General features: G+C 71.8%; 14 protein-coding genes and 1 pseudogene. 12 read left to right on the top strand and 3 right to left on the bottom strand.

The window, feature by feature from the left end; translation table 11 throughout:
- Window positions 1–118: 118 nt before the first annotated feature.
- From sucB to BGM09_RS21100, 5 genes and pseudogenes are all read left to right on the top strand, one after another.
- Window positions 119–1102: pseudogene (sucB, locus tag BGM09_RS21080) on the top strand (2-oxoglutarate dehydrogenase, E2 component, dihydrolipoamide succinyltransferase); the annotation flags it as partial.
- A 172-nt stretch (window positions 1103–1274) separates the two neighbouring features.
- On the top strand, window positions 1275–1913 hold the full coding sequence (locus BGM09_RS21085) for a GntR family transcriptional regulator (protein WP_188283220.1): 639 nt from the start codon (window positions 1275–1277) through the stop codon (window positions 1911–1913).
- A 376-nt stretch (window positions 1914–2289) separates the two neighbouring features.
- Window positions 2290–4968, top strand: a complete 2679-nt coding sequence (gene aceE, locus BGM09_RS21090; RefSeq protein ID WP_188283221.1) for a pyruvate dehydrogenase (acetyl-transferring), homodimeric type — start codon at window positions 2290–2292, stop codon at window positions 4966–4968.
- Window positions 4969–5356: 388 nt separating this feature from the next.
- The gene (locus tag BGM09_RS21095; RefSeq protein WP_188283222.1) at window positions 5357–6352 is read left to right on the top strand and encodes a GNAT family N-acetyltransferase; all 996 of its coding nucleotides are present in this window, start codon (window positions 5357–5359) and stop codon (window positions 6350–6352) included.
- Window positions 6353–6471: 119 nt separating this feature from the next.
- Window positions 6472–6984 carry a DUF4240 domain-containing protein gene (locus tag BGM09_RS21100; RefSeq protein ID WP_188283223.1) on the top strand — a complete coding sequence of 171 codons (513 nt, stop codon included), beginning with the start codon at window positions 6472–6474 and terminating at the stop codon, window positions 6982–6984.
- A 39-nt stretch (window positions 6985–7023) separates the two neighbouring features.
- Here the strand turns inward: BGM09_RS21100 and BGM09_RS21105 are convergent, their stop codons facing one another.
- Window positions 7024–7524 carry a GNAT family N-acetyltransferase gene (locus BGM09_RS21105; RefSeq protein WP_188283224.1) on the bottom strand — a complete coding sequence of 167 codons (501 nt, stop codon included), beginning with the start codon at window positions 7522–7524 and terminating at the stop codon, window positions 7024–7026.
- Between the two features lie 73 nt (window positions 7525–7597).
- Between BGM09_RS21105 and BGM09_RS21110 the strand changes: the two genes are divergently transcribed.
- Complete coding sequence (locus BGM09_RS21110; protein ID WP_188283225.1) at window positions 7598–8491, top strand: TIGR01777 family oxidoreductase; 894 nt, start codon at window positions 7598–7600, stop codon at window positions 8489–8491.
- A gap of 268 nt (window positions 8492–8759) precedes the next feature.
- Window positions 8760–10055, top strand: a complete 1296-nt coding sequence (locus tag BGM09_RS21115) for an NAD(P)/FAD-dependent oxidoreductase (protein ID WP_317452807.1) — start codon at window positions 8760–8762, stop codon at window positions 10053–10055.
- Between the two features lie 275 nt (window positions 10056–10330).
- Here BGM09_RS21115 and BGM09_RS21120 read toward each other — a convergent pair whose 3' ends face one another.
- Window positions 10331–11836, bottom strand: a complete 1506-nt coding sequence (locus tag BGM09_RS21120; protein ID WP_188283227.1) for a regulator — start codon at window positions 11834–11836, stop codon at window positions 10331–10333.
- 336 nt (window positions 11837–12172) lie between these two features.
- On the opposite strand from BGM09_RS21120, the gene lipB reads away from it, so the two are divergent.
- From lipB to BGM09_RS21140, 4 genes are all read left to right on the top strand, one after another.
- The gene (gene lipB, locus BGM09_RS21125) at window positions 12173–13042 is read left to right on the top strand and encodes a lipoyl(octanoyl) transferase LipB (protein ID WP_188283228.1); all 870 of its coding nucleotides are present in this window, start codon (window positions 12173–12175) and stop codon (window positions 13040–13042) included.
- Between the two features lie 168 nt (window positions 13043–13210).
- Window positions 13211–14200 (top strand): lipoyl synthase, encoded by a 990-nt coding sequence (lipA, locus tag BGM09_RS21130; protein WP_188283229.1) that lies wholly within the window; start codon window positions 13211–13213, stop codon window positions 14198–14200.
- Window positions 14201–14524: 324 nt separating this feature from the next.
- On the top strand, window positions 14525–14731 hold the full coding sequence (locus tag BGM09_RS21135) for a hypothetical protein (RefSeq protein WP_188283230.1): 207 nt from the start codon (window positions 14525–14527) through the stop codon (window positions 14729–14731).
- 31 nt (window positions 14732–14762) lie between these two features.
- Window positions 14763–15452: a DUF4191 domain-containing protein gene (locus BGM09_RS21140; RefSeq protein ID WP_188283231.1), complete on the top strand. Its 690-nt coding sequence runs from the start codon at window positions 14763–14765 to the stop codon at window positions 15450–15452.
- Between the two features lie 69 nt (window positions 15453–15521).
- Here BGM09_RS21140 and BGM09_RS21145 read toward each other — a convergent pair whose 3' ends face one another.
- Window positions 15522–15989 carry an RDD family protein gene (locus BGM09_RS21145; protein ID WP_188283232.1) on the bottom strand — a complete coding sequence of 156 codons (468 nt, stop codon included), beginning with the start codon at window positions 15987–15989 and terminating at the stop codon, window positions 15522–15524.
- A 241-nt stretch (window positions 15990–16230) separates the two neighbouring features.
- Here BGM09_RS21145 and glnA point away from each other — a divergent pair, with 241 nt between their 5' ends.
- Complete coding sequence (glnA, locus tag BGM09_RS21150) at window positions 16231–17640, top strand: type I glutamate--ammonia ligase (protein ID WP_188283233.1); 1410 nt, start codon at window positions 16231–16233, stop codon at window positions 17638–17640.
- Window positions 17641–17828: the final 188 nt, after the last annotated feature.

Here is a 17828-nt window from a genome sequence, read left to right on the forward strand (position 1 = left end):
CGGCTGCGTGACAGCTTCGGCGACTGCCGCACCGCCACCGCGCGCCGCGGCGCCCACCACATAACGCGCGCCCAGACGGGCTGAAGAGGACTGAAGATGGCAACAACAACCCAGGCCGGCAAGCGGGGGGGGTCGGGCCCGGGACCGGGCCCCGGCCGCCCCGGCCCCCGCCGCCACCAGCGGTGACGACGGCGCCTACGTCACCCCGCTGGTCCGCAAGCTCGCCTCGGAGAGCGGCGTGGACCTCGGCTCGGTGCGCGGCACCGGCGTCGGCGGCCGCATCCGCAAGCAGGACGTCATCTCGGCAGCGGAGGCCGCCAAGGCCGCCGCGTCGTCGAAGGCCCCGGCCGCCACGCGGAAGGCGGCACCCGCGGTGTCTCCGCTGCGCGGCCAGACGGTCAAGATGACCCGGATGCGCAAGGTCATCGGCGACAACATGATGAAGGCCCTGCACTCGCAGGCGCAGCTCACCAGCGTCGTCGAGGTGGACCTGACCCGGGTGATGCGGCTGCGCAACGCGGCGAAGGACGCCTTCGCGGCCCGGGAGGGCGTGAAGCTGTCCCCGATGCCGTTCTTCGTCAAGGCGGCGGCCCAGGCGCTGAAGGCCCACCCGGTCATCAACGCCCGGATCAACGAGGACGAGGGCACGATCACCTACTTCGACTCCGAGAACATCGGGATCGCGGTGGACTCCGAGCGCGGTCTGATGACCCCGGTCATCAAGGGTGCGGGCGACCTCAACATCGCCGGTATCGCCAAGAAGACCGCGGAGCTCGCGGGCAACGTGCGGGCCAGCAAGATCACCCCGGACGACCTGGCGGGCGCGACCTTCACGATCAGCAACACCGGTTCGCGCGGCGCGCTGTTCGACACGGTCATCGTGCCGCCGAACCAGGCCGCCATCCTCGGTGTCGGCGCGACCGTCAAGCGCCCGGTGGTCGTCGAGACCCCCGACGGCACGGTCATCGGCGTCCGGGACATGACGTACCTGGCGCTCTCCTACGACCACCGGCTGGTGGACGGCGCGGACGCCGCCCGTTACCTGACGGCGGTCAAGGAGATCCTCGAAGCGGGCGAGTTCGAGGTCGAGCTGGGCCTGTAAGGCCGCACACGGGCCTGTACGGCTTGTACGGCGTGTACGACGGAGCCTTCGTCCCTCTTTCCGGGACGGGGGCTCCGTCGCGTCCCGGCGGGCGCCCGCAGCGGTCCATGGGGAGGCAGCGTTGCCTCCTGGTCGTATCGTCTATGTCACGCAAACCGTGAAGGAGCGCCCCATGGCCCCTGCCGTCGTCCAGCACCTGGTCGTCCACAGCCTGCGTGAGCAGATCCGGGAGCACATCCTCGAAGGCATCGTGAGCGGGCGCTGGAAGCCGGGCGAGCGGATCGTGGAGCGCCGGATCGCGGTGGAGCTCCAGGTCAGCCAGACTCCGGTGCGGGAGGCGCTGCGGGAGTTGGAGGCGCTGCGGCTGATCGAGTCCGCACCCAACAAGGGCGTACGCGTACGGAGCCTGACCGCCGCCGATCTCAAGGAGAGCTATCCGGTGCGCGCCGGGCTCGAACAGGTCGCCGCCGAGCTGGCCGCCGCCCGGCTCGCCGCCGACCCCGCCGCCCTCGAACGCGAGGTGGCCGCCCTGCGCGAGGCCGACGCCGCCCTGGACGGCGAGGCCCAGGTCAGGCACACCGTCGCCTTCCACCACGAGCTGGTGCGCGCGGCCGACAACGCCGTACTGCTGCACGCCTGGGAGTCGCTGGGCATCGAGGTCTGGACCACGCTGTCCATCCGCTGGCTGAGCCCGGAGCCCCGCCCGTACGCGGCCGAGCACCAGGACATAGTCGACGCCTTCGTACGCCGCGACCCCGAGATCTGCGCACTCATCAAGTCCCACGTCCTGAGCTGCGCGCCCCAGGTCTGACGCCGCTCCCGCGGAGGGCGGCGGGCGTTCTTCGACCCGCTACCGGCCGGTGGCCGGGAAACGACAGCGACTGCCCCTCCGCGGCCGGTGGTGACATACGGGAGCACGACGGTCGCGGCCCTGGAAGGCGCGCGTCGCCCCGCCCACGGCGAGGTGTGGCGCCGCACCCTGGGACGGGGGGAACCGTGACATCCAAGGCCGTGCCGCCCAGGCACCCAGTGCCTTACGGTCTGGCACCCCGTGCCGTCTTGGAATTGCCGGGCCGGAAGCCATTGATCGATCATCGATCGTCGGCGTATCGTCGTCAGTGGGGAACAGCCCTGTCGTGCCGACAAGCGCGTTCCCCACCCCCAACCTCCGTTCGAAGGCGGCACCCATGCCCGACGACGTACGCCCCCCGCGGGGCCAGCTCGACCAGATCCCGGACCGCGACCCGGAAGAGACCACGGAGTGGCTCGCCTCGCTGGAAGCGGTCGCCAAGGCGGCCGGTCCGCACCGGGCCGCGTATCTGATGCGTCGCACCCTGGAAAGCGCCGGGGCGGGCGTCGGGCTTCCGTCGCTGCTCGAAACCGAGTACATCAACACGATCCCGACCTCCGCCGAGCCCGCCTACCCGGGCGACGAGGCACTGGAGGCGCGGATCACCGCGTGGAACCGGTGGAACGCGGCGGCCATGGTCACCCGCGGCAGCCGCCTGGGCCTCGGCGGCCACATCGCGACCTTCGCCTCGGCGGCCTGGCTCTACGAGACCGGCTTCCAGCACTTCTTCCGGGGCAAGGAGGGCGCGGGCAGCGGGGACCAGCTCTACCTCCAGGGCCACGCCTCCCCCGGCATCTACGCCCGCGCGTTCCTCGACGGGCGGCTGACCGAGGGCCAGCTCGACCGCTTCCGCCAGGAGACGAACGGCGACGGCCTGCCCTCGTACCCGCACCCGCGGCGGCTGCCCTGGCTGTGGGAGTTCCCCACCGTCTCGATGGGCCTCGGCCCGCTGTCGGCGATCTACCAGGCGCGGTTCAACCGCTATCTGGAGCACCGCGGCATCAAGGACACCTCGGACTCCCACGTGTGGGCGTTCCTCGGCGACGGCGAGATGGACGAGCCCGAGTCGACCGCCGCCCTGGCGCTGGCCGGCCGCGAGGGCCTGGACAACCTCACCTTCGTCATCAACTGCAACCTCCAGCGGCTCGACGGCCCGGTCCGCCCCAACTTCAAGATCGTGCAGGAGCTGGAGTCCCAGTTCCGCGCCGCGGGCTGGAACGTGGTCAAGTCGCTGTGGGGCGCGGCCTGGGACGACGTGCTCGCCCAGGACGTGGACGGCGCGCTGCTCAAGCGGCTGCGCGAGGTCCCGGACGCGCAGTTCCAGACGTACGCCACGCGTGACGCGGCCTATCTGCGCGAGCACTTCTTCGGCGCGGACCCGTCGCTGCGGACGATCGGCGCCCGGCTGACCGACGCCAGGCTGACCGAGCTGTTCCAGAGCTCGCGCGCGGGGCACGAGCCGCGCAAGGTCTACGCGGCCTACCGCGCCGCCGTCGAGCACAAGGGCGCGCCGACGGTGATCCTGGCGCAGACCGTCAAGGGCTGGACGCTGGGCGCGGGCTTCGAGTCGCGCAACGCCAACCACCAGATGAAGAAGCTGACGGGCGCTCAGTTCCGTACGATGCGCGACCTGTTGGAGCTGCCGATCCCGGACAGCGCACTGGACGCGGACGTGGTCCCGTACTGGCACCCCGGTGAGAATTCGCCCGAGGTGCGGTACCTGCGCGAGCGGCGGGCGGCGCTCGGCGGTCTCGCCCCGGCCCGCAAGGTGGTCGCCAAACCGCTGCCGCTGCCGCCCGACAAGGCGTACAAGGCGCTGGAGAAGGGTTCCGGCACGCAGGAGATCGCCACCACGATGGCGTTCGTGCGGCTGGTCAAGGATCTGATGCGGGAGAAGGAGACCGGCCGCCGCTGGGTGCCGATCGTCCCCGACGAGGCCCGCACCTTCGGCATGGAGTCGCTGTTCCCGTCCGCGGGTCTCTACTCGCCGAAGGGGCAGACGTACGACCCGGTCGACCGCGACCAACTCCTGTACTACAAGGAGGCGAAGGACGGTCAGATCCTCAACGAGGGGATCACCGAGGCCGGTTCACTCGCCGACTTCACGGCCGCCGCGACCGCGTACGCGACGCACGGCGAGCCGATGATCCCGTTCTACATCTTCTACTCGATGTTCGGCTGGCAGCGGACCGCCGACCAGTTCTGGGCGCTGGCCGACCAGCTCGGCCGCGGCTTCGTGATCGGCGCCACCGCGGGCAAGACCACGATGACCGGTGAGGGCCTGCAACACGCCGACGGCCACTCGCACTTGATCGCCTCCACCAACCCGGCGGCGCTCTCGTACGACCCGGCGTTCGCGTACGAGGTCGCGGTGATCGTCCGCGAGGGTCTGCGCCGGATGTACGGGCCCGGCAGCGCCGACGAGGACGCGAACGTCTTCTACTACCTGACGGTCTACAACGAGCCGAAGGTGCAGCCCGCGATGCCCGAGGGCGTCGAGGACGGCATCCTCAAGGGCCTCTACCGCTTCCAGCAGGCGCAGGACCCGGCGGCGGACGCGGCCAGGCTGCAACTGCTGGCGTCCGGCACCGCGATCCACTGGGCGCTGGACGCGCAGCGGATGCTCGCCGAGGAGTGGGGTGTGGCCGCCGACGTGTGGTCCGCGCCGTCCTGGACCGAGCTGCGGCGCGAGGCGCTGGAGTGCGACGCGGCCCGGCTGCGCGGCGAGGAGCGGGTGCCGTACGTGACGCGGGCGCTGGAGGGCGCGCCGGGTCCCGTGGTCGCGGTCAGCGACTGGATGCGGGCGGTGCCCGACCAGATCGCGCAGTGGGTGGAGCAGGACTGGACGTCGGTGGGCACCGACGGCTTCGGCCTGTCCGACACCCGCGACGCGGCCCGCCGCCACTTCGGGGTGGACCCGCGGTCGCTGGTGGTCGCGGCGCTCGCCGCGCTCGCCCGGCGCGGCGACATCAAGCCCGAGACGGTCAAGGAGGCCGCCGAGCGGTACGGCCGGTAAGGCCGATGGCGGACGGGCGCGGTACGCGTGCCGCCCCGTAGCGCCCCGCCCCGTACCGCCCTGCCCCGAACAGCTCTGCCCCGCCCCGAACAGCCCTGGTAAGGCCGCGCGCGGACCCTCCGCACCCCGCGCGGCCGTATCCGTGCCAGTGAATATTCACAGGTTTCGGCAAGTGTTTCCGGCCACCCGCGCGTCACCCGGTGCCACCGGCCGCAGCGGCCCTCCGTACGGCCCGCGAGACCGCGCGCGGCCCGCACCGTACGGGCTGTACGGCGGTACGGGTGCGGCCCGGTGACACGTGAGAGGTGCGTGAATCGGCTACCGCCCGCTCCCGTCCTGGCCGGAAAGAGATTGCGGGCACATACAGCTACCGGCTACGTTCCCTCGGATGCCACCAAATCCCAGCCCTCTGACGGCTCCGACCGCCGAGGATTTCCGCGCCTGGCACCGGGTGCAGTCGGCCGCTCTCGCACACGACCGGCCAGGTGAGCCCGTGCTGTCCGCCACCGCCCTCCAGGCGAAGCTGACGACCACGGGGAACCGCAGCAGGCTGCTGCTGTGGCTGGTGCGCAACGCGAACGAGGAACCGGTGGCCACCGCGACCCTGCGGCTGTTCAACGAACCGGGCCGCAGCCACCTCGCCGAGGTCAGGATGACCGTCCACCCCGCCTACCGGCGGCTGGGCACCGGCTCGCGGCTGCTGTCCACGGTGACCGAGGCGGCGGCCGAGGCGGGCTGCCGCAGCGTGGTCACCGAGGTCATGGCGGGCACCCCGCACGAGGGATTTCTGGCCACCCGCGACTTCCAGCCGGTCCTGCGGCTGACCTGGCAGCGGCTCGCGCTCGACGACGTGCCCGACCGTATCCACAAGCTCCCCGACGTCCCGCACCCCGGCTACCGGCTGACGTCCTGGGAAGGCGTCGTCCCCGACGCGCTCGCCGAGAGCTTCGCGGACGCCCGGCGCGGCATGGACGACATGCCGACCGGCGCCGTGGACTTCGGCGAGGTGCGCTGGGACGTGGACGCGGTCCGCGAGGCCGCCGAGGTGATCGCGCGGCGCGGCGAGCGGCTGCTGACGGTGGCCGCGGTCGACGCGCTCGACGGCTCCGTCGCCGGTTACACCGAACTGGTGATCCCGGCGGAGGGCGCGGGCACCGCCCAGCAGTACGACACGGCCGTGCTCCCCGCGCACCGCGGCCACGGCCTCGGGCTGTGGGTGAAGGCCGAGATGCTGCGCCGGGTACGGGAGGAATTCCCGCAGCTCAGCGCCGTGCAGACGGACAACGCCGACGACAACCGGCACATGCTGGCCCTCAACACCGCGCTCGGCTTCCGGCCGCTGCGCCGCACGGTCGAGTACCAGCTCACCCTCGGTCGGCGCTGACCCCCCGGACCTCGTACAGTGGGCGACCCACCCCGCACGGATGGAGTCCGTAACGACACGGACGCATCCGGGGCACTCCGCGTGCGGGTGCGCGCGGCAACCGGGAAGCTGGACCAGTGATGGACGAGACGGAGTTCTGGGAGATCGTCGACCGTACGCGAGAGGCGGCGGACGGCGATCCGGAGGAGCATGCCGACCTGCTGATCGAGCGGCTGGCCCAGCTCGACCCGGACTCCGTGGTGGACTTCGCCCGGCACTTCGAGACCCGGTTCGTCCGGGCCTTCCGCTGGGACCTGTGGGGCGCCGCCGACATCATGCTGGGCGGCGCGGACGACGAGTCCTTCGACTACTTCCGCTGCTGGCTGATCGGTCAGGGCCGCCATGTCTTCGAGGGCGGTCTGGCCGCACCCGACGACCTGGCCTTCCTCGTCACCGAGTTCGACCCGGAGACGGACGGCGACGCGGAGGATCTGGGCTACGCGGCGGACGAGGCGTACGAGCAGCTCACCGGGGTCCGGCTGCCGGACCTCGAACTCCCGCAGCCGGAGCAGCCGGAGGGCGAGTCGCTGGACATGGACGACGAGCGGGCGATGGCGGAGCGGTATCCGCAGCTGTGGTCGCGCTTCGGCTGAGGGTGCCGGGACGGCCTTCCCGCGGTTGCCGCGACCCGCTCAGACCGCCGTGAGGTCGACCGCCCGGCCCATCAGGACGTCGTCCACGTAGGCGCCGTCCAGCAGGAACTCCCCCGGCAGCACGCCCTCCACGGCGAAGCCGACCGACTCGTAGAGCCGCCGGGCCGGGGCGTTGTGCCCCAGCACCCGCAGGGTGATCCGGACGGCGCCCTGCCGCCGCGCCTCGGCGACGGCGGCGTCCATCAGCTTGCGCGCGACGCCGCGCCCGCGCGCCCAGGTGTCGACGGCCAGACCCTGTATCTGCCGCACATGCGCGTTGCACGCCAGCGCGGTCGGCGGGACCAGCTTGAGATATCCCGCCAGCCGGCCCTCGGCCTCGGCGACCAGGACGTACCGGTGTCCGTCGGGCGAGCCGTAGAAGGCGGCGCCGGGCGCCGGGGCGGGCTGGACGGAGTGCAGCGGGGACCAGGTACGGGCGTCGAGCGCCGCGAGGCCGGAGTCGTCGGCGCGGGTCGCGGGCCGGACGGTCGCTGAGGTCATGCCGGTCACTGTGCCATGGCGCGCCGCCCGCCGACATCGGACGTCCCGGGCCGTCGGCGGGCACAATGCGGATATGCGTATCGCAGTCACGGGTTCCTCCGGTCTGATCGGCTCCGCCCTGTCCCGCTCGCTCGCCGCGGACGGCCACGACGTCGTACGGCTGGTGCGGCGCGCGCCCGTCGGTCCCGCCGAGGTGCGCTGGGACCCGGCCCGCGGCACGGTCGACACCGCGGGTCTCGAGGGCTGCGAGGCGGTCGTGCACCTGGCGGGCGCCGGGATCGGCGACCGCCGCTGGACCGACAGCCGCAAGAAGGAGCTGGTGGACAGCCGGGTGCTCGGCACCGGCGCCGTCGCGCGGGCCGCCGCCGCGCTCGACACCGCGCCGCGGGTCCTGGTCAGCGCGAGCGCCATCGGCGTCTACGGCGACACCGGTGACACGGCCGTCGACGAGGACAGCCCGGTGGGCAGCGGCTTCCTGGCCGAGCTGTGCCAGGAGTGGGAGGCCGCGGCCGATCCCGCCCGCGCGGCCGGCATCCGTACCGTCCACCCCCGTACGGGCCTGGTCGTCGCCAAGGGCGGCGGCGCGTGGGCGCGGCTGTTCCCGCTGTTCAAGGCCGGGCTCGGCGGACGTCTGGGCGACGGGCGGCAGTTCTGGAGCTTCATCGCCCTGCACGACGAGGTGGCCGCCATTCGCTACGCGCTGGACACGGCCGATCTCTCCGGGCCGGTCAACCTCACCGCGCCCGAGCCACTGACCAACCGTGAGATCACCGCCGAGATGGGGCGCGTCCTGCACCGCCCCACCGTGGCCGCGGTCCCGGAGTCCGTCCTGCGCCTGGTCCTCGGCGAACTGGCCCAGGACGTCACCGGCAGCCAACGCGTCCGCCCCAAGCGCCTCTTGGACTCCGGCTTCCGCTTCGCCTTCCCCGAATTCGCCCAGGCCGTGACGGCTGCCCTCGCCGAATAGCCGCCGCCGCGGCGCCTGACGCGGCGGGGCGGCTCGCGGGCCGCGACGGGACGGGACGGAGATGTGGCCGTGCTTGGACGGAGATGCGACCGTGCCGGAGACATTCGGCCGGGGGTGCCGAAAAGCGCTGGATAAGGGCTGGAATAGGCGGGTTGACCCGGCATCAGATGGCTTTGATGAGGGCATGACCTTTACCAGCGTTCTGCGACGCCTCGGGCGTGACGCCGGCGTGAGCGGGGATTCGGACCCGACCTCGGGGAGGGGCACAGTGCTCTCACCAGCACGCCGTGACGTCGCGGGAATCGTGGACGTCGTCGTGATCGGCGCAGGAATATCCGGGCTGTCCGCCGCGCATCAACTCATCGGCGGCGGCCTGTCGGTCACCGTCCTGGAGGCCGCCGACCGGGTCGGCGGCCGAATGGCCACCGACACGGTGGACGGCTTCCGGCTCGACCGCGGCGCTCACCTGCTCAACACGTCCTATCCGGAACTGCGCCGCACGCCGGGGCTGCTGGGGCTGCCGCTGGCGCCGCTCGCGCCCGGCGCCCTGGTCAGAGCCGACGGGCGCGGCTACCGGGTCGGCGACGCGCGCGGCTCCCGTACCGTCCGCGGTTCGGCCCGTGCCCCGATCGGCTCCACGCTGGACCGGGCCCGGCTCGGCACCACCCTCAACCGCCTCGCGGCGACGCCCGCTTCACGGCTCGCCGGCCGCCCCGAGACGACCGCCGCGCGGGCCCTGAGCACCCGCGGTTTCGCGCCGCGGACCGTGGAGGGCTTCGTACGGCCGCTGCTGGCCGCCCTGTTGTGCGACCCGGAGCTGCAAACCTCAAGCCGTTGCGCCGACTTGGTGCTGCGCGGCTTCGCCCGTGGCCGTACGTGCCTGCCCGCGACGGGCGCGGCGTCCGTACCGCAGCGGCTCGCCGCGGGGCTGCCGCCGGGCGCGGTACGCCTCGGCACGCGCGCGGTGCGGGTCGCCGTCAACTGCGTGCAGACCGAGGACGGCACCGAACTGCCCTGCCGGGCCGTGCTGGTGGCGACCGGGGCGCGGGCCGCGGCCGAACTCCTGCCGGGGCTGCGGGTGCCGTCCTTCCACGAGGTCACCGTCCTGCACCACGCGGCGCCCGTCCCACCCGTACGCGAGCCGGTGCTCGTCCTCGACGCCGACCGCATGGGGCCCGTCTCGCACACTCTCCCGGTCAGTGAGATCGACCCGAGCCGGGCGCCGGCCGGGCGTGCCCTCGTCACGTCCGTCGTCCTCGGGCCACCGCCCGACGGGGCGGGCGACAAGACCGTCCGCGCTCACCTCGCCGAGCTGTACGAGACCTCCACCGACGCGTGGGAGCTGCTCGCCGTCCACAACGATCCCGAGGCCGTGCCGGCCATGCCGGCGCCCCACGATTTGCGGCGTCCCGCCCGGCTGCTCGACGGTCTCTACATCTGCGGTGCCCACCGCACCACCAGCACTCCCCAGGGCGCCCTTCTCTCCGCCCGCCGCGCCGCCCACAGCATCCTCCGCGACGCCGTCCCCCACCCCGCCGACACCCCCACCCCCCAGGCCGCCTAGCCCTCCGCCGGGCGGCGAACCCGAAAACAACAGCGTCTGCCTCACTGGGGCCGGTTTTTCCCCCGCGCCACCGGTGGGGGCTTGTCGCGCAGTTCCCCGCGCCCCTTAAAAACCCGTGGCCGGCGTCTGGACGAAAGACGGTGCGCCCCGTCAGGGGCGCGAGGAACTGCGCGAGCAACCCACCACCGGCCGGTGGTCCGGGGACGACCGAACGGCCCCGGCGGGGCGGGTGGTGACCTGCGGGCGCGTTCCCCGCGCCCCTGGCGAGGTGGAGGTCATGGGGCGATCAGCCCCAAGGTGACGGCGCGGTCGCGGAAGGCGCGGACGGCCGCGGCATCGCGATACGGCTCAAGGCGCCGACCGAAGTCCCGCACGTACTCGACGGCGCGAGCCGACCGCATCTCGGCGGCCTGCTGCAAGACCTCGATGCCGAGCGCACAGGCGACGTCCACCTCCCCGAGCCCGAGGCGAGCGGAAGCGAGCACGGTGCGGCAGAAGAGCCGGCTACGGGCGTACGCGGGGGCGCGGAGCTGAAGGGAGCGCTCGGCGTGCTGCGCGGCGGCCCGGTGCAGTTGGAGGTCCCGGTGGCAGTGCCCGAACTCGTCGGCGAGCTGGGCCTCGTCGAAGAAGCGCGCCCAGGAGGGCACTTCGTCACCGGAGCGGGCCGCGCCGAGCGAGCGTTCGGCCCGCGCGAGCGCCGCGGAACACGCGCGGATCTCGCCGAGCAGCCCGTGCCCGCGCGCCTCGGCACTGTGCAGCAGTGCCTGGACGACGGCGGGCGCGCCGGAGCCGACGCCCTGCTGGGCGACCCGGGCGAGCTGGACGGCCTCGCGGCCGTGCCCGAGGTAGACGGCCTGGCGGCTCATGGTGACGAGCACGTAGCCGCCGTAGACCCGGTCACCCGCGGCCTGCGAGAGCCGTAGCGCCTGGACGAAGTAGCGCTGCGCGAGCCCGTGCGCGCCGATGTCGTACGACGTCCATCCGGCGAGCCGGGTGAGGTCGGCGACGGAAGAGAACAGGCGGCGGCCGAGCGCCTCGCCGTAACTGCCGCGCAGCATCGGCTCGGCCTCGTGTTCCAAGTAGCGGACGAGGGCCTGGCGGGCGTGGCCGCCGCCGTACGCGTGGTCGAGGCCGCGGAAGAGGTCGCCGACGGCGCGCAGGGCGGCGATGTCACCGGCCCCGACCTTGGCGCGGGGCGGCCCGGCCTTGGCGGCGAGCCCCGGCCCCGGCGCGGGGCCGGGCGCGGCGGACGGCGGGAGCCCCAGGGGGCCAGGCCCGCGGCTCTGCGCGGGCACCCGTACCGGCGCGGCGTCGGCGCCCCGCGCGACCCTCTCGTCGGCGCGGCCGATCAGCCAGTCGCGGCTGGGCACGACGAGCCCGGCCGCGGTGAAGGCGATCTTCCGCAACTCCGTCTGATTGCCGGTGTCCTTGCGCCACAGGCCACTGACGATGTCCACCGCCTCGTCGGGCGACCCGGCGAATTCGAGGCCCGCGTAGACCGGCGCGCACGCGTCGAGCCCGAGGTCCTGGGCGGACAGCCGGCGGCCGAGCCGTTGGGTGAAGACCTCGGCGATCAGCGCGGGCGTGGTGCCGCGTGGCTGCTGGCCGCGCAGCCAGCGGGTCACCGAGGTCTTGTCGTACCGCAGGTCGAGGCCGTGCTCTATGCCGAGCTGGTCGACCCGGCGGGCGAGCCCCGCATTGGAGAAGCCTGCCTCCGCGATCAGCGAGGCGAGTCTGCTGTTGGGACGGGTCGGGGTTCGCTGCGTGGAACGGTCCGTCATCGGCAGTGCGGTCCACTTCCTGGGACTGGGGAGGTACCGGAACGGCGTGAATGTAACGGCCGGTACCGGGAAGCTCACCGTAAGACCTCGTTATTCGCCCGAATGGGCGATAAGGACCCCCAAGGGTCGGTAAACCTCCCCGATCGGTCGAGAGCGTCGTGCTATGGCACCGCCCTCAAGCCCTGCCCCCGGGCCGGAAGGTCCGGGGGGTTCGGCCGGGAGGTCCCGCCGGAAGGTCCCGCCGGGAGGTTCGGCCCCGCTCGGGCCCCACCGACCCGCCGCCGTACAGTGGCAGAGGCGCGAAACAAGCACCGCCGGGCACGCAGAGGAGTGGTCATGGGGTTTCCGCAGGACGCCGCGCGGACGGACGAGCTGCGCTTCGTCCACCTGGGGTTCGGGGCCGACGCCGTCGAGTACACCGAGGCGTGGCAGGAACAGCGCCGGGTGCACGCCGCACGCGTCGAGGACGAGATCCCCGACACCTGCCTGCTCCTCGAACACCCCCCGGTCTACACGGCGGGACGCCGTACGACCGACAGCGAGCGCCCGCTGGACGGCACCCCCGTGGTCGACGTCGACCGCGGCGGCAAGATCACCTGGCACGGCCCCGGCCAGCTCGTCGGCTACCCGATCGTGAAGCTGCCGCGCCCGGTCGACGTGGTCGCGCACGTACGCCGTCTGGAGGAGGCGCTGATCAGGACGTGCGCCGAATTCGGTCTGGAGACCACGCGCGTGGAGGGCCGCAGCGGGGTGTGGGTCCTGGGCGACCCGGTGGCGGACCGCCCGGCGGTCAGCGGCCTGACCCTCGACCTCGCCCCGCGGGTGGAAGCGGGCTCCTCCTCCCCGAGGGGGGGCGAGGTGGGCCCCTCCTCGTCGAAGGGGGGCGAGGAGGGAGAGTTCGACCCGCGGCTGAACGGCCCCGAGTACGCGCCCTCCAACGCCGGACAGCGCCGCGAGGACCGCAAGCTCGCCGCGATCGGCATCCGCGTCGCCAAGGGCGTGACGATGCACGGCTTCGCGATGAACTGCGACCCGGACAACACCTGGTTCGACCGGATCGTGCCCTGCGGCATCCGCGACGCGGGCGTCACTTCGCTCTCCAACGAACTGGGCCGCGACATCGGCGTCACCGAGGTGCTGCCGGTGCTGGAACGGCACCTGGCGGATGTCCTGGGCGCGGTCGTACCGCTGCCGCGGGCCGTATAGCCGGGGCCGGTGGCCGTACCGCCGAGCCTCGGCGGTAGCAGGTTCCCGGCCGGGAATGCGGCTACGACACGGCTGGTTGCTTCCAGAGGAAGCCGCACGGATCAAGCCGTACGAATCACGGGCGTACTCTGGTGTTCGCCGAAGAATCGAAGCTTTAGGGAGCCGGTCGTGTCCGCAGTCGCACCCGACGGACGCAAGATGCTGCGCCTGGAGGTCCGCAACAGCCAGACCCCCATCGAGCGCAAGCCCGAGTGGATCAAGACCCGCGCCAAGATGGGCCCCGAGTACACCCAGATGCAGAAACTCGTGAAGAGCGAGGGGCTGCACACGGTGTGCCAGGAGGCCGGCTGTCCCAACATCTACGAATGCTGGGAGGACCGCGAGGCGACCTTCCTCATCGGCGGCGACCAGTGCACCCGGCGCTGCGACTTCTGCCAGATCGACACCGGCAAGCCGCAGGCGCTCGACCGTGACGAACCGCGCCGCGTCGGCGAGTCCGTCGTCACGATGGACCTCAACTACGCCACGATCACCGGTGTCGCCCGCGACGACCTGGAGGACGGCGGCTCCTGGCTGTACGCGGAGACCGTCCGGCAGATCCACGCCATGACGGCGGCGCGCGAGGCCGGCCGCACCAAGGTCGAACTGCTCATCCCCGACTTCAACGCCGAGCCCGCGCAGCTCGCCGAGGTCTTCGGCTCCCGCCCCGAGGTGCTCGCGCACAACGTCGAGACGGTGCCGCGGATCTTCAAGCGGATCCGCCCCGGCTTCCGCTACGAGCGCTCGCTCGAAGTGATCACCCGCGCCCGCGAGGCCGGTCTGGTCACCAAGTCCAACCTGATCCTGGGCATGGGCGAGGAGCGCGAGGAGATCAGCCAGGCGCTCCAGGACCTGCACGACGCGGGCTGCGAGCTGATCACCATCACGCAGTACCTGCGGCCGTCCGTACGGCACCACCCCGTGGAGCGCTGGGTGAAGCCCGCGGAGTTCGTGGAGCTGAAGGAGGAGGCCGAGGAGATCGGCTACGCGGGCATCATGTCCGGGCCGCTGGTCCGCTCCTCGTACCGCGCCGGGCGGCTCTTCCAGCAGGCCGTCGACAAGCGGCTGCGGGAGGGCGAGCGGCTGGCCATGGGGCCGGTGGCGGCGCCCTCCGTATGACCCCGGCCGTGACCCCCGTCACGGCCCTGTTCCGACCCTCGTCGTGTGAGTCCGCTCACCGCCGACGACGCCCCGCCGGGCGAGTGACCTGGCGGGGCGCCGTGCTGCCGGACTGAGGCTTTCATGCGAGATTGACCGAGTGGTCACCGCCTGGTAACACATTGTGGCGACCCTGGTGTCACGCACTTCGCTCTTCCGGTTCCCCGCGCTTGCCGCAGCACGTTCTGCGTCATGACGCGGAGCGCCGCCCCGCACCTTCCTGCTCTCAGCTCCCAGCTCTCAGCTCTCAGCTCTCAGCTCTCAGCCGCATATGAGGGGGACGCCATGCCGTCCGAGTCCGTGCACATCCGTCCGGCCCTGGCGCTGCGCGCCGTGGAGTCCTTTCTGCTGCGCGGCGGGCAGCAGACAGCCCGCCGTAACGCCTGGGCAGCCGTCGTCGAGGACCGCCGCAGGGCCCGGGACCGGCGGGAGGCGCAGCACGAGATGGACGCCCTTGTGAGCGCCGCACGGGGAAGCGCCCTCAACGACTGAACGGGCACCCCCCTCGCGTATCCTGAGCGGCATGGCGAGGAAGGAAACACCCGAGAACCCCGAGAATTCTGGACGACTGAAGCAGATCGTCCAGACCTACAAGATGACCAGGCAGGCCGACCCCAAGGTCGGGCTTGTCGTTGCGGCTGTGGGAATCGTCACCTTCGGTGTCATCCTCGCCCTCGGCTTCTTGATCGGTCACCCCATCTACGCAGGCATCCTTGGCTTCCTGCTGGCCTTCCTCGCGATGGCGGTCATCTTCGGCCGCCGGGCCGAGAAGGCCGCGTTCGGGCAGCTCGAAGGCAAGCCGGGCGCCGCCGCGGCCGTTCTGCAGAATGTCGGACGCGGCTGGACCGTCACCCCGGCCGTCGCGATGAACAAGAGCCAGGACGTGGTGCACCGCGCCGTCGGCAAGGCCGGTGTCGTCCTGATCGGTGAAGGCAACCCGCACCGCGTGAAGGGCCTGCTGGCCGCCGAGAAGAAGAAGGTCAACCGGGTCGTCTTCGACGTGCCGGTGCACGACTTCATCGTCGGCAACGGCCCGGACGAGCTGTCGCTGAAGAAGGTGCGTACGACGCTGCTGAAGCTGCCGCGCGTGCTGTCGGGCCCGAAGACGACCGAGGTGAACGACCGGCTGCGGGCGCTCGGGGATCTGATGAGCAACATGCCGATCCCGAAGGGCCCGATGCCCAAGGGGATGCGGATGCCGAAGGGCCGCTAGGGCCGCTAGGGCCGCTAGGGCCGACGAACGGAGAGGGGTTCAGGGGACGACGTCCCCTGAACCCCTTTGTCAGATCCGCACCTGCACGGACTTGGCGGCCTTGTCGTGCAGGCCGCGGGTGTCGCGGTCCCAGATGACGGCGGGGACGACGAGCAGCAGCAGCGCCGTACGGATGACGACGGCGACGGCTCCCAGACGGCCGCCGTCGAGGCGTACGACGCGCAGGCCCATCAGCCGCTTGCCCAGGGTGGTGCCGACGGTCAGCAGCAGGACGACGCTGACCACGCCGAAGACGACGAGTGTCCAGGTATTGGACTTGCCGGCGTCACGGTGCGCGATCAGGCCGTATGCGATCAGCAGGCAGAGGAACCAGTCGATGAACAGCGCCACGACGCGGCGCCCCACCGGCGCGATGGAACCCGGCCCGTTCTCCGGCAGTCCGAGGCGCTGCCCGCGGTAGCCGAACTCCACGCCCATCTGCTCGGCGGCGGCACCCGGGCCCGACAGCCACGATCCGATTGCATCCCTGTTGTCCACCCGTCCACGGTAACCCGGCGCCGTCCGCGGCCCTACAGCGCGGTCGCGGACGGCGCCTTGCGGACGGCCACCCGTACGGCGCTGCCCGGGTGTCGCCCCGGCGTCGCGGTTAACGCCTCGGAAACAAATGGGTCATGCTGGAGAAATCCCTGATCCCTATGGTCGGGGCAGTGTGCGCCACCGCACTGGCGCGCCTCGAGTTGCCAACCCGACCCGTGGGGCCGGGCCTAGGAGGAGTGGGATGTTCCAGAACGCCGACGACGTCAACCGGTTCATTACGGACGAGGACGTCAAGTTCGTCGACGTCCGGTTCTGTGACCTGCCCGGCGTCATGCAGCACTTCACGGTCCCGGTCTCGACGTTCGACCCGACCGATGAGCTTGCTTTCGACGGCTCGTCGATCCGCGGCTTCCAGGCCATCCACGAGTCGGACATGGCGCTGCGCGCCGACCTCTCGACGGCCCGCGTGGACCCGTTCCGCCGGGACAAGACGCTCAACATCAACTTCTTCATCCACGACCCGATCACCGGCGAGGCGTACAGCCGTGACCCGCGGAACGTGGCGAAGAAGGCCGAGGCGTACCTCGCCTCCACCGGCGTCGCCGACACCGCGTACTTCGGCCCCGAGGCCGAGTTCTACGTCTTCGACAGCGTCCGCTTCCAGACCTCGGCGAACGAGTCCTTCTACCACATCGACTCCGAGGCCGCGGCCTGGAACACCGGTGCGGTCGAGGACAACCGCGGCTACAAGGTCCGTTACAAGGGCGGCTATTTCCCGGCCCCGCCGGTCGACCACTTCGCCGACCTGCGCGCCGAGATCTCCCTCCAGTTGGAGGCATCTGGCCTCCAGGTCGAGCGCCAGCACCACGAGGTGGGCACCGCGGGCCAGGCGGAGATCAACTACAAGTTCAACACGCTGCTCGCCGCGGCCGACGACCTGATGCTCTTCAAGTACATCGTGAAGAACGTCGCGTGGCGCAACAACAAGACCGCGACCTTCATGCCCAAGCCGATCTTCGGTGACAACGGCTCCGGCATGCACGTCCACCAGTCGCTGTGGCAGGGCGGCACGCCGCTCTTCTACGACGAGCAGGGTTACGCGGGCCTGTCCGACATCGCCCGCTACTACATCGGCGGCATCCTCAAGCACGCGCCGTCGCTGCTCGCCTTCACCAACCCGACGGTGAACTCGTACCACCGCCTGGTCCCCGGCTTCGAGGCCCCGGTCAACCTGGTCTACTCGCAGCGCAACCGGTCCGCCGCGATGCGCATCCCGATCACGGGTTCCAACCCGAAGGCCAAGCGCGTCGAATTCCGCGCCCCGGACCCGTCCTCGAACCCGTACCTCGCCTTCTCCGCCCTCCTCCTCGCGGGCCTCGACGGCGTCAAGAACAAGATCGAGCCCGCCGAGCCGATCGACAAGGACCTCTACGAGCTCGCCCCCGAGGAGCACGCGGGCGTCCCCCAGGTCCCGACCTCCCTCCCCGCCGTCCTCGACGCCCTCGAGGCCGACAACGAATACCTCCAGGCCGGCGGCGTCTTCACCTCCGACCTGATCGACACCTGGATCGACTACAAGCGCACCGCCGAAATCGCCCCGATCCAGCTCCGCCCGCACCCCCACGAGTTCGAGCTGTACTTCGACATCTAAACCGCGGGTGCCGCCTACGTGCGGCAACCCATGCCGGATGCGCTGGAGCCCCGCCACCTCCCCTGCCGGAGTGTGACGGGGCTCCCGCGCGTCGCCCAACTGTGTGCCTGCCGCGGGTCACCGTCCCGCAGCCCGCGTTCATGGGGGGTCTTGTCGGCGTTGGCCGCAGCCCCCCTGCCGCCACGCCA

It is taken from the genome of Streptomyces sp. CBMA29, from assembly GCF_014596445.1.
Lineage (GTDB): Bacteria > Actinomycetota > Actinomycetes > Streptomycetales > Streptomycetaceae > Actinacidiphila.

Coding starts and splice junctions, on each gene's coding strand:
- BGM09_RS21085 (WP_188283220.1), top strand. CDS start 1,275: ATGGCCCCTGCCGTCGTCCAGCACCTGGTCGTCCACAGCCTGCGTGAG.
- aceE (WP_188283221.1), top strand. CDS start 2,290: ATGCCCGACGACGTACGCCCCCCGCGGGGCCAGCTCGACCAGATCCCG.
- BGM09_RS21095 (WP_188283222.1), top strand. CDS start 5,357: ATGCCACCAAATCCCAGCCCTCTGACGGCTCCGACCGCCGAGGATTTC.
- BGM09_RS21100 (WP_188283223.1), top strand. CDS start 6,472: ATGGACGAGACGGAGTTCTGGGAGATCGTCGACCGTACGCGAGAGGCG.
- BGM09_RS21105 (WP_188283224.1), bottom strand. CDS start 7,524: ATGACCTCAGCGACCGTCCGGCCCGCGACCCGCGCCGACGACTCCGGC.
- BGM09_RS21110 (WP_188283225.1), top strand. CDS start 7,598: ATGCGTATCGCAGTCACGGGTTCCTCCGGTCTGATCGGCTCCGCCCTG.
- BGM09_RS21120 (WP_188283227.1), bottom strand. CDS start 11,836: ATGACGGACCGTTCCACGCAGCGAACCCCGACCCGTCCCAACAGCAGA.
- lipB (WP_188283228.1), top strand. CDS start 12,173: ATGGGGTTTCCGCAGGACGCCGCGCGGACGGACGAGCTGCGCTTCGTC.
- BGM09_RS21135 (WP_188283230.1), top strand. CDS start 14,525: ATGCCGTCCGAGTCCGTGCACATCCGTCCGGCCCTGGCGCTGCGCGCC.
- BGM09_RS21140 (WP_188283231.1), top strand. CDS start 14,763: ATGGCGAGGAAGGAAACACCCGAGAACCCCGAGAATTCTGGACGACTG.
- glnA (WP_188283233.1), top strand. CDS start 16,231: ATGTTCCAGAACGCCGACGACGTCAACCGGTTCATTACGGACGAGGAC.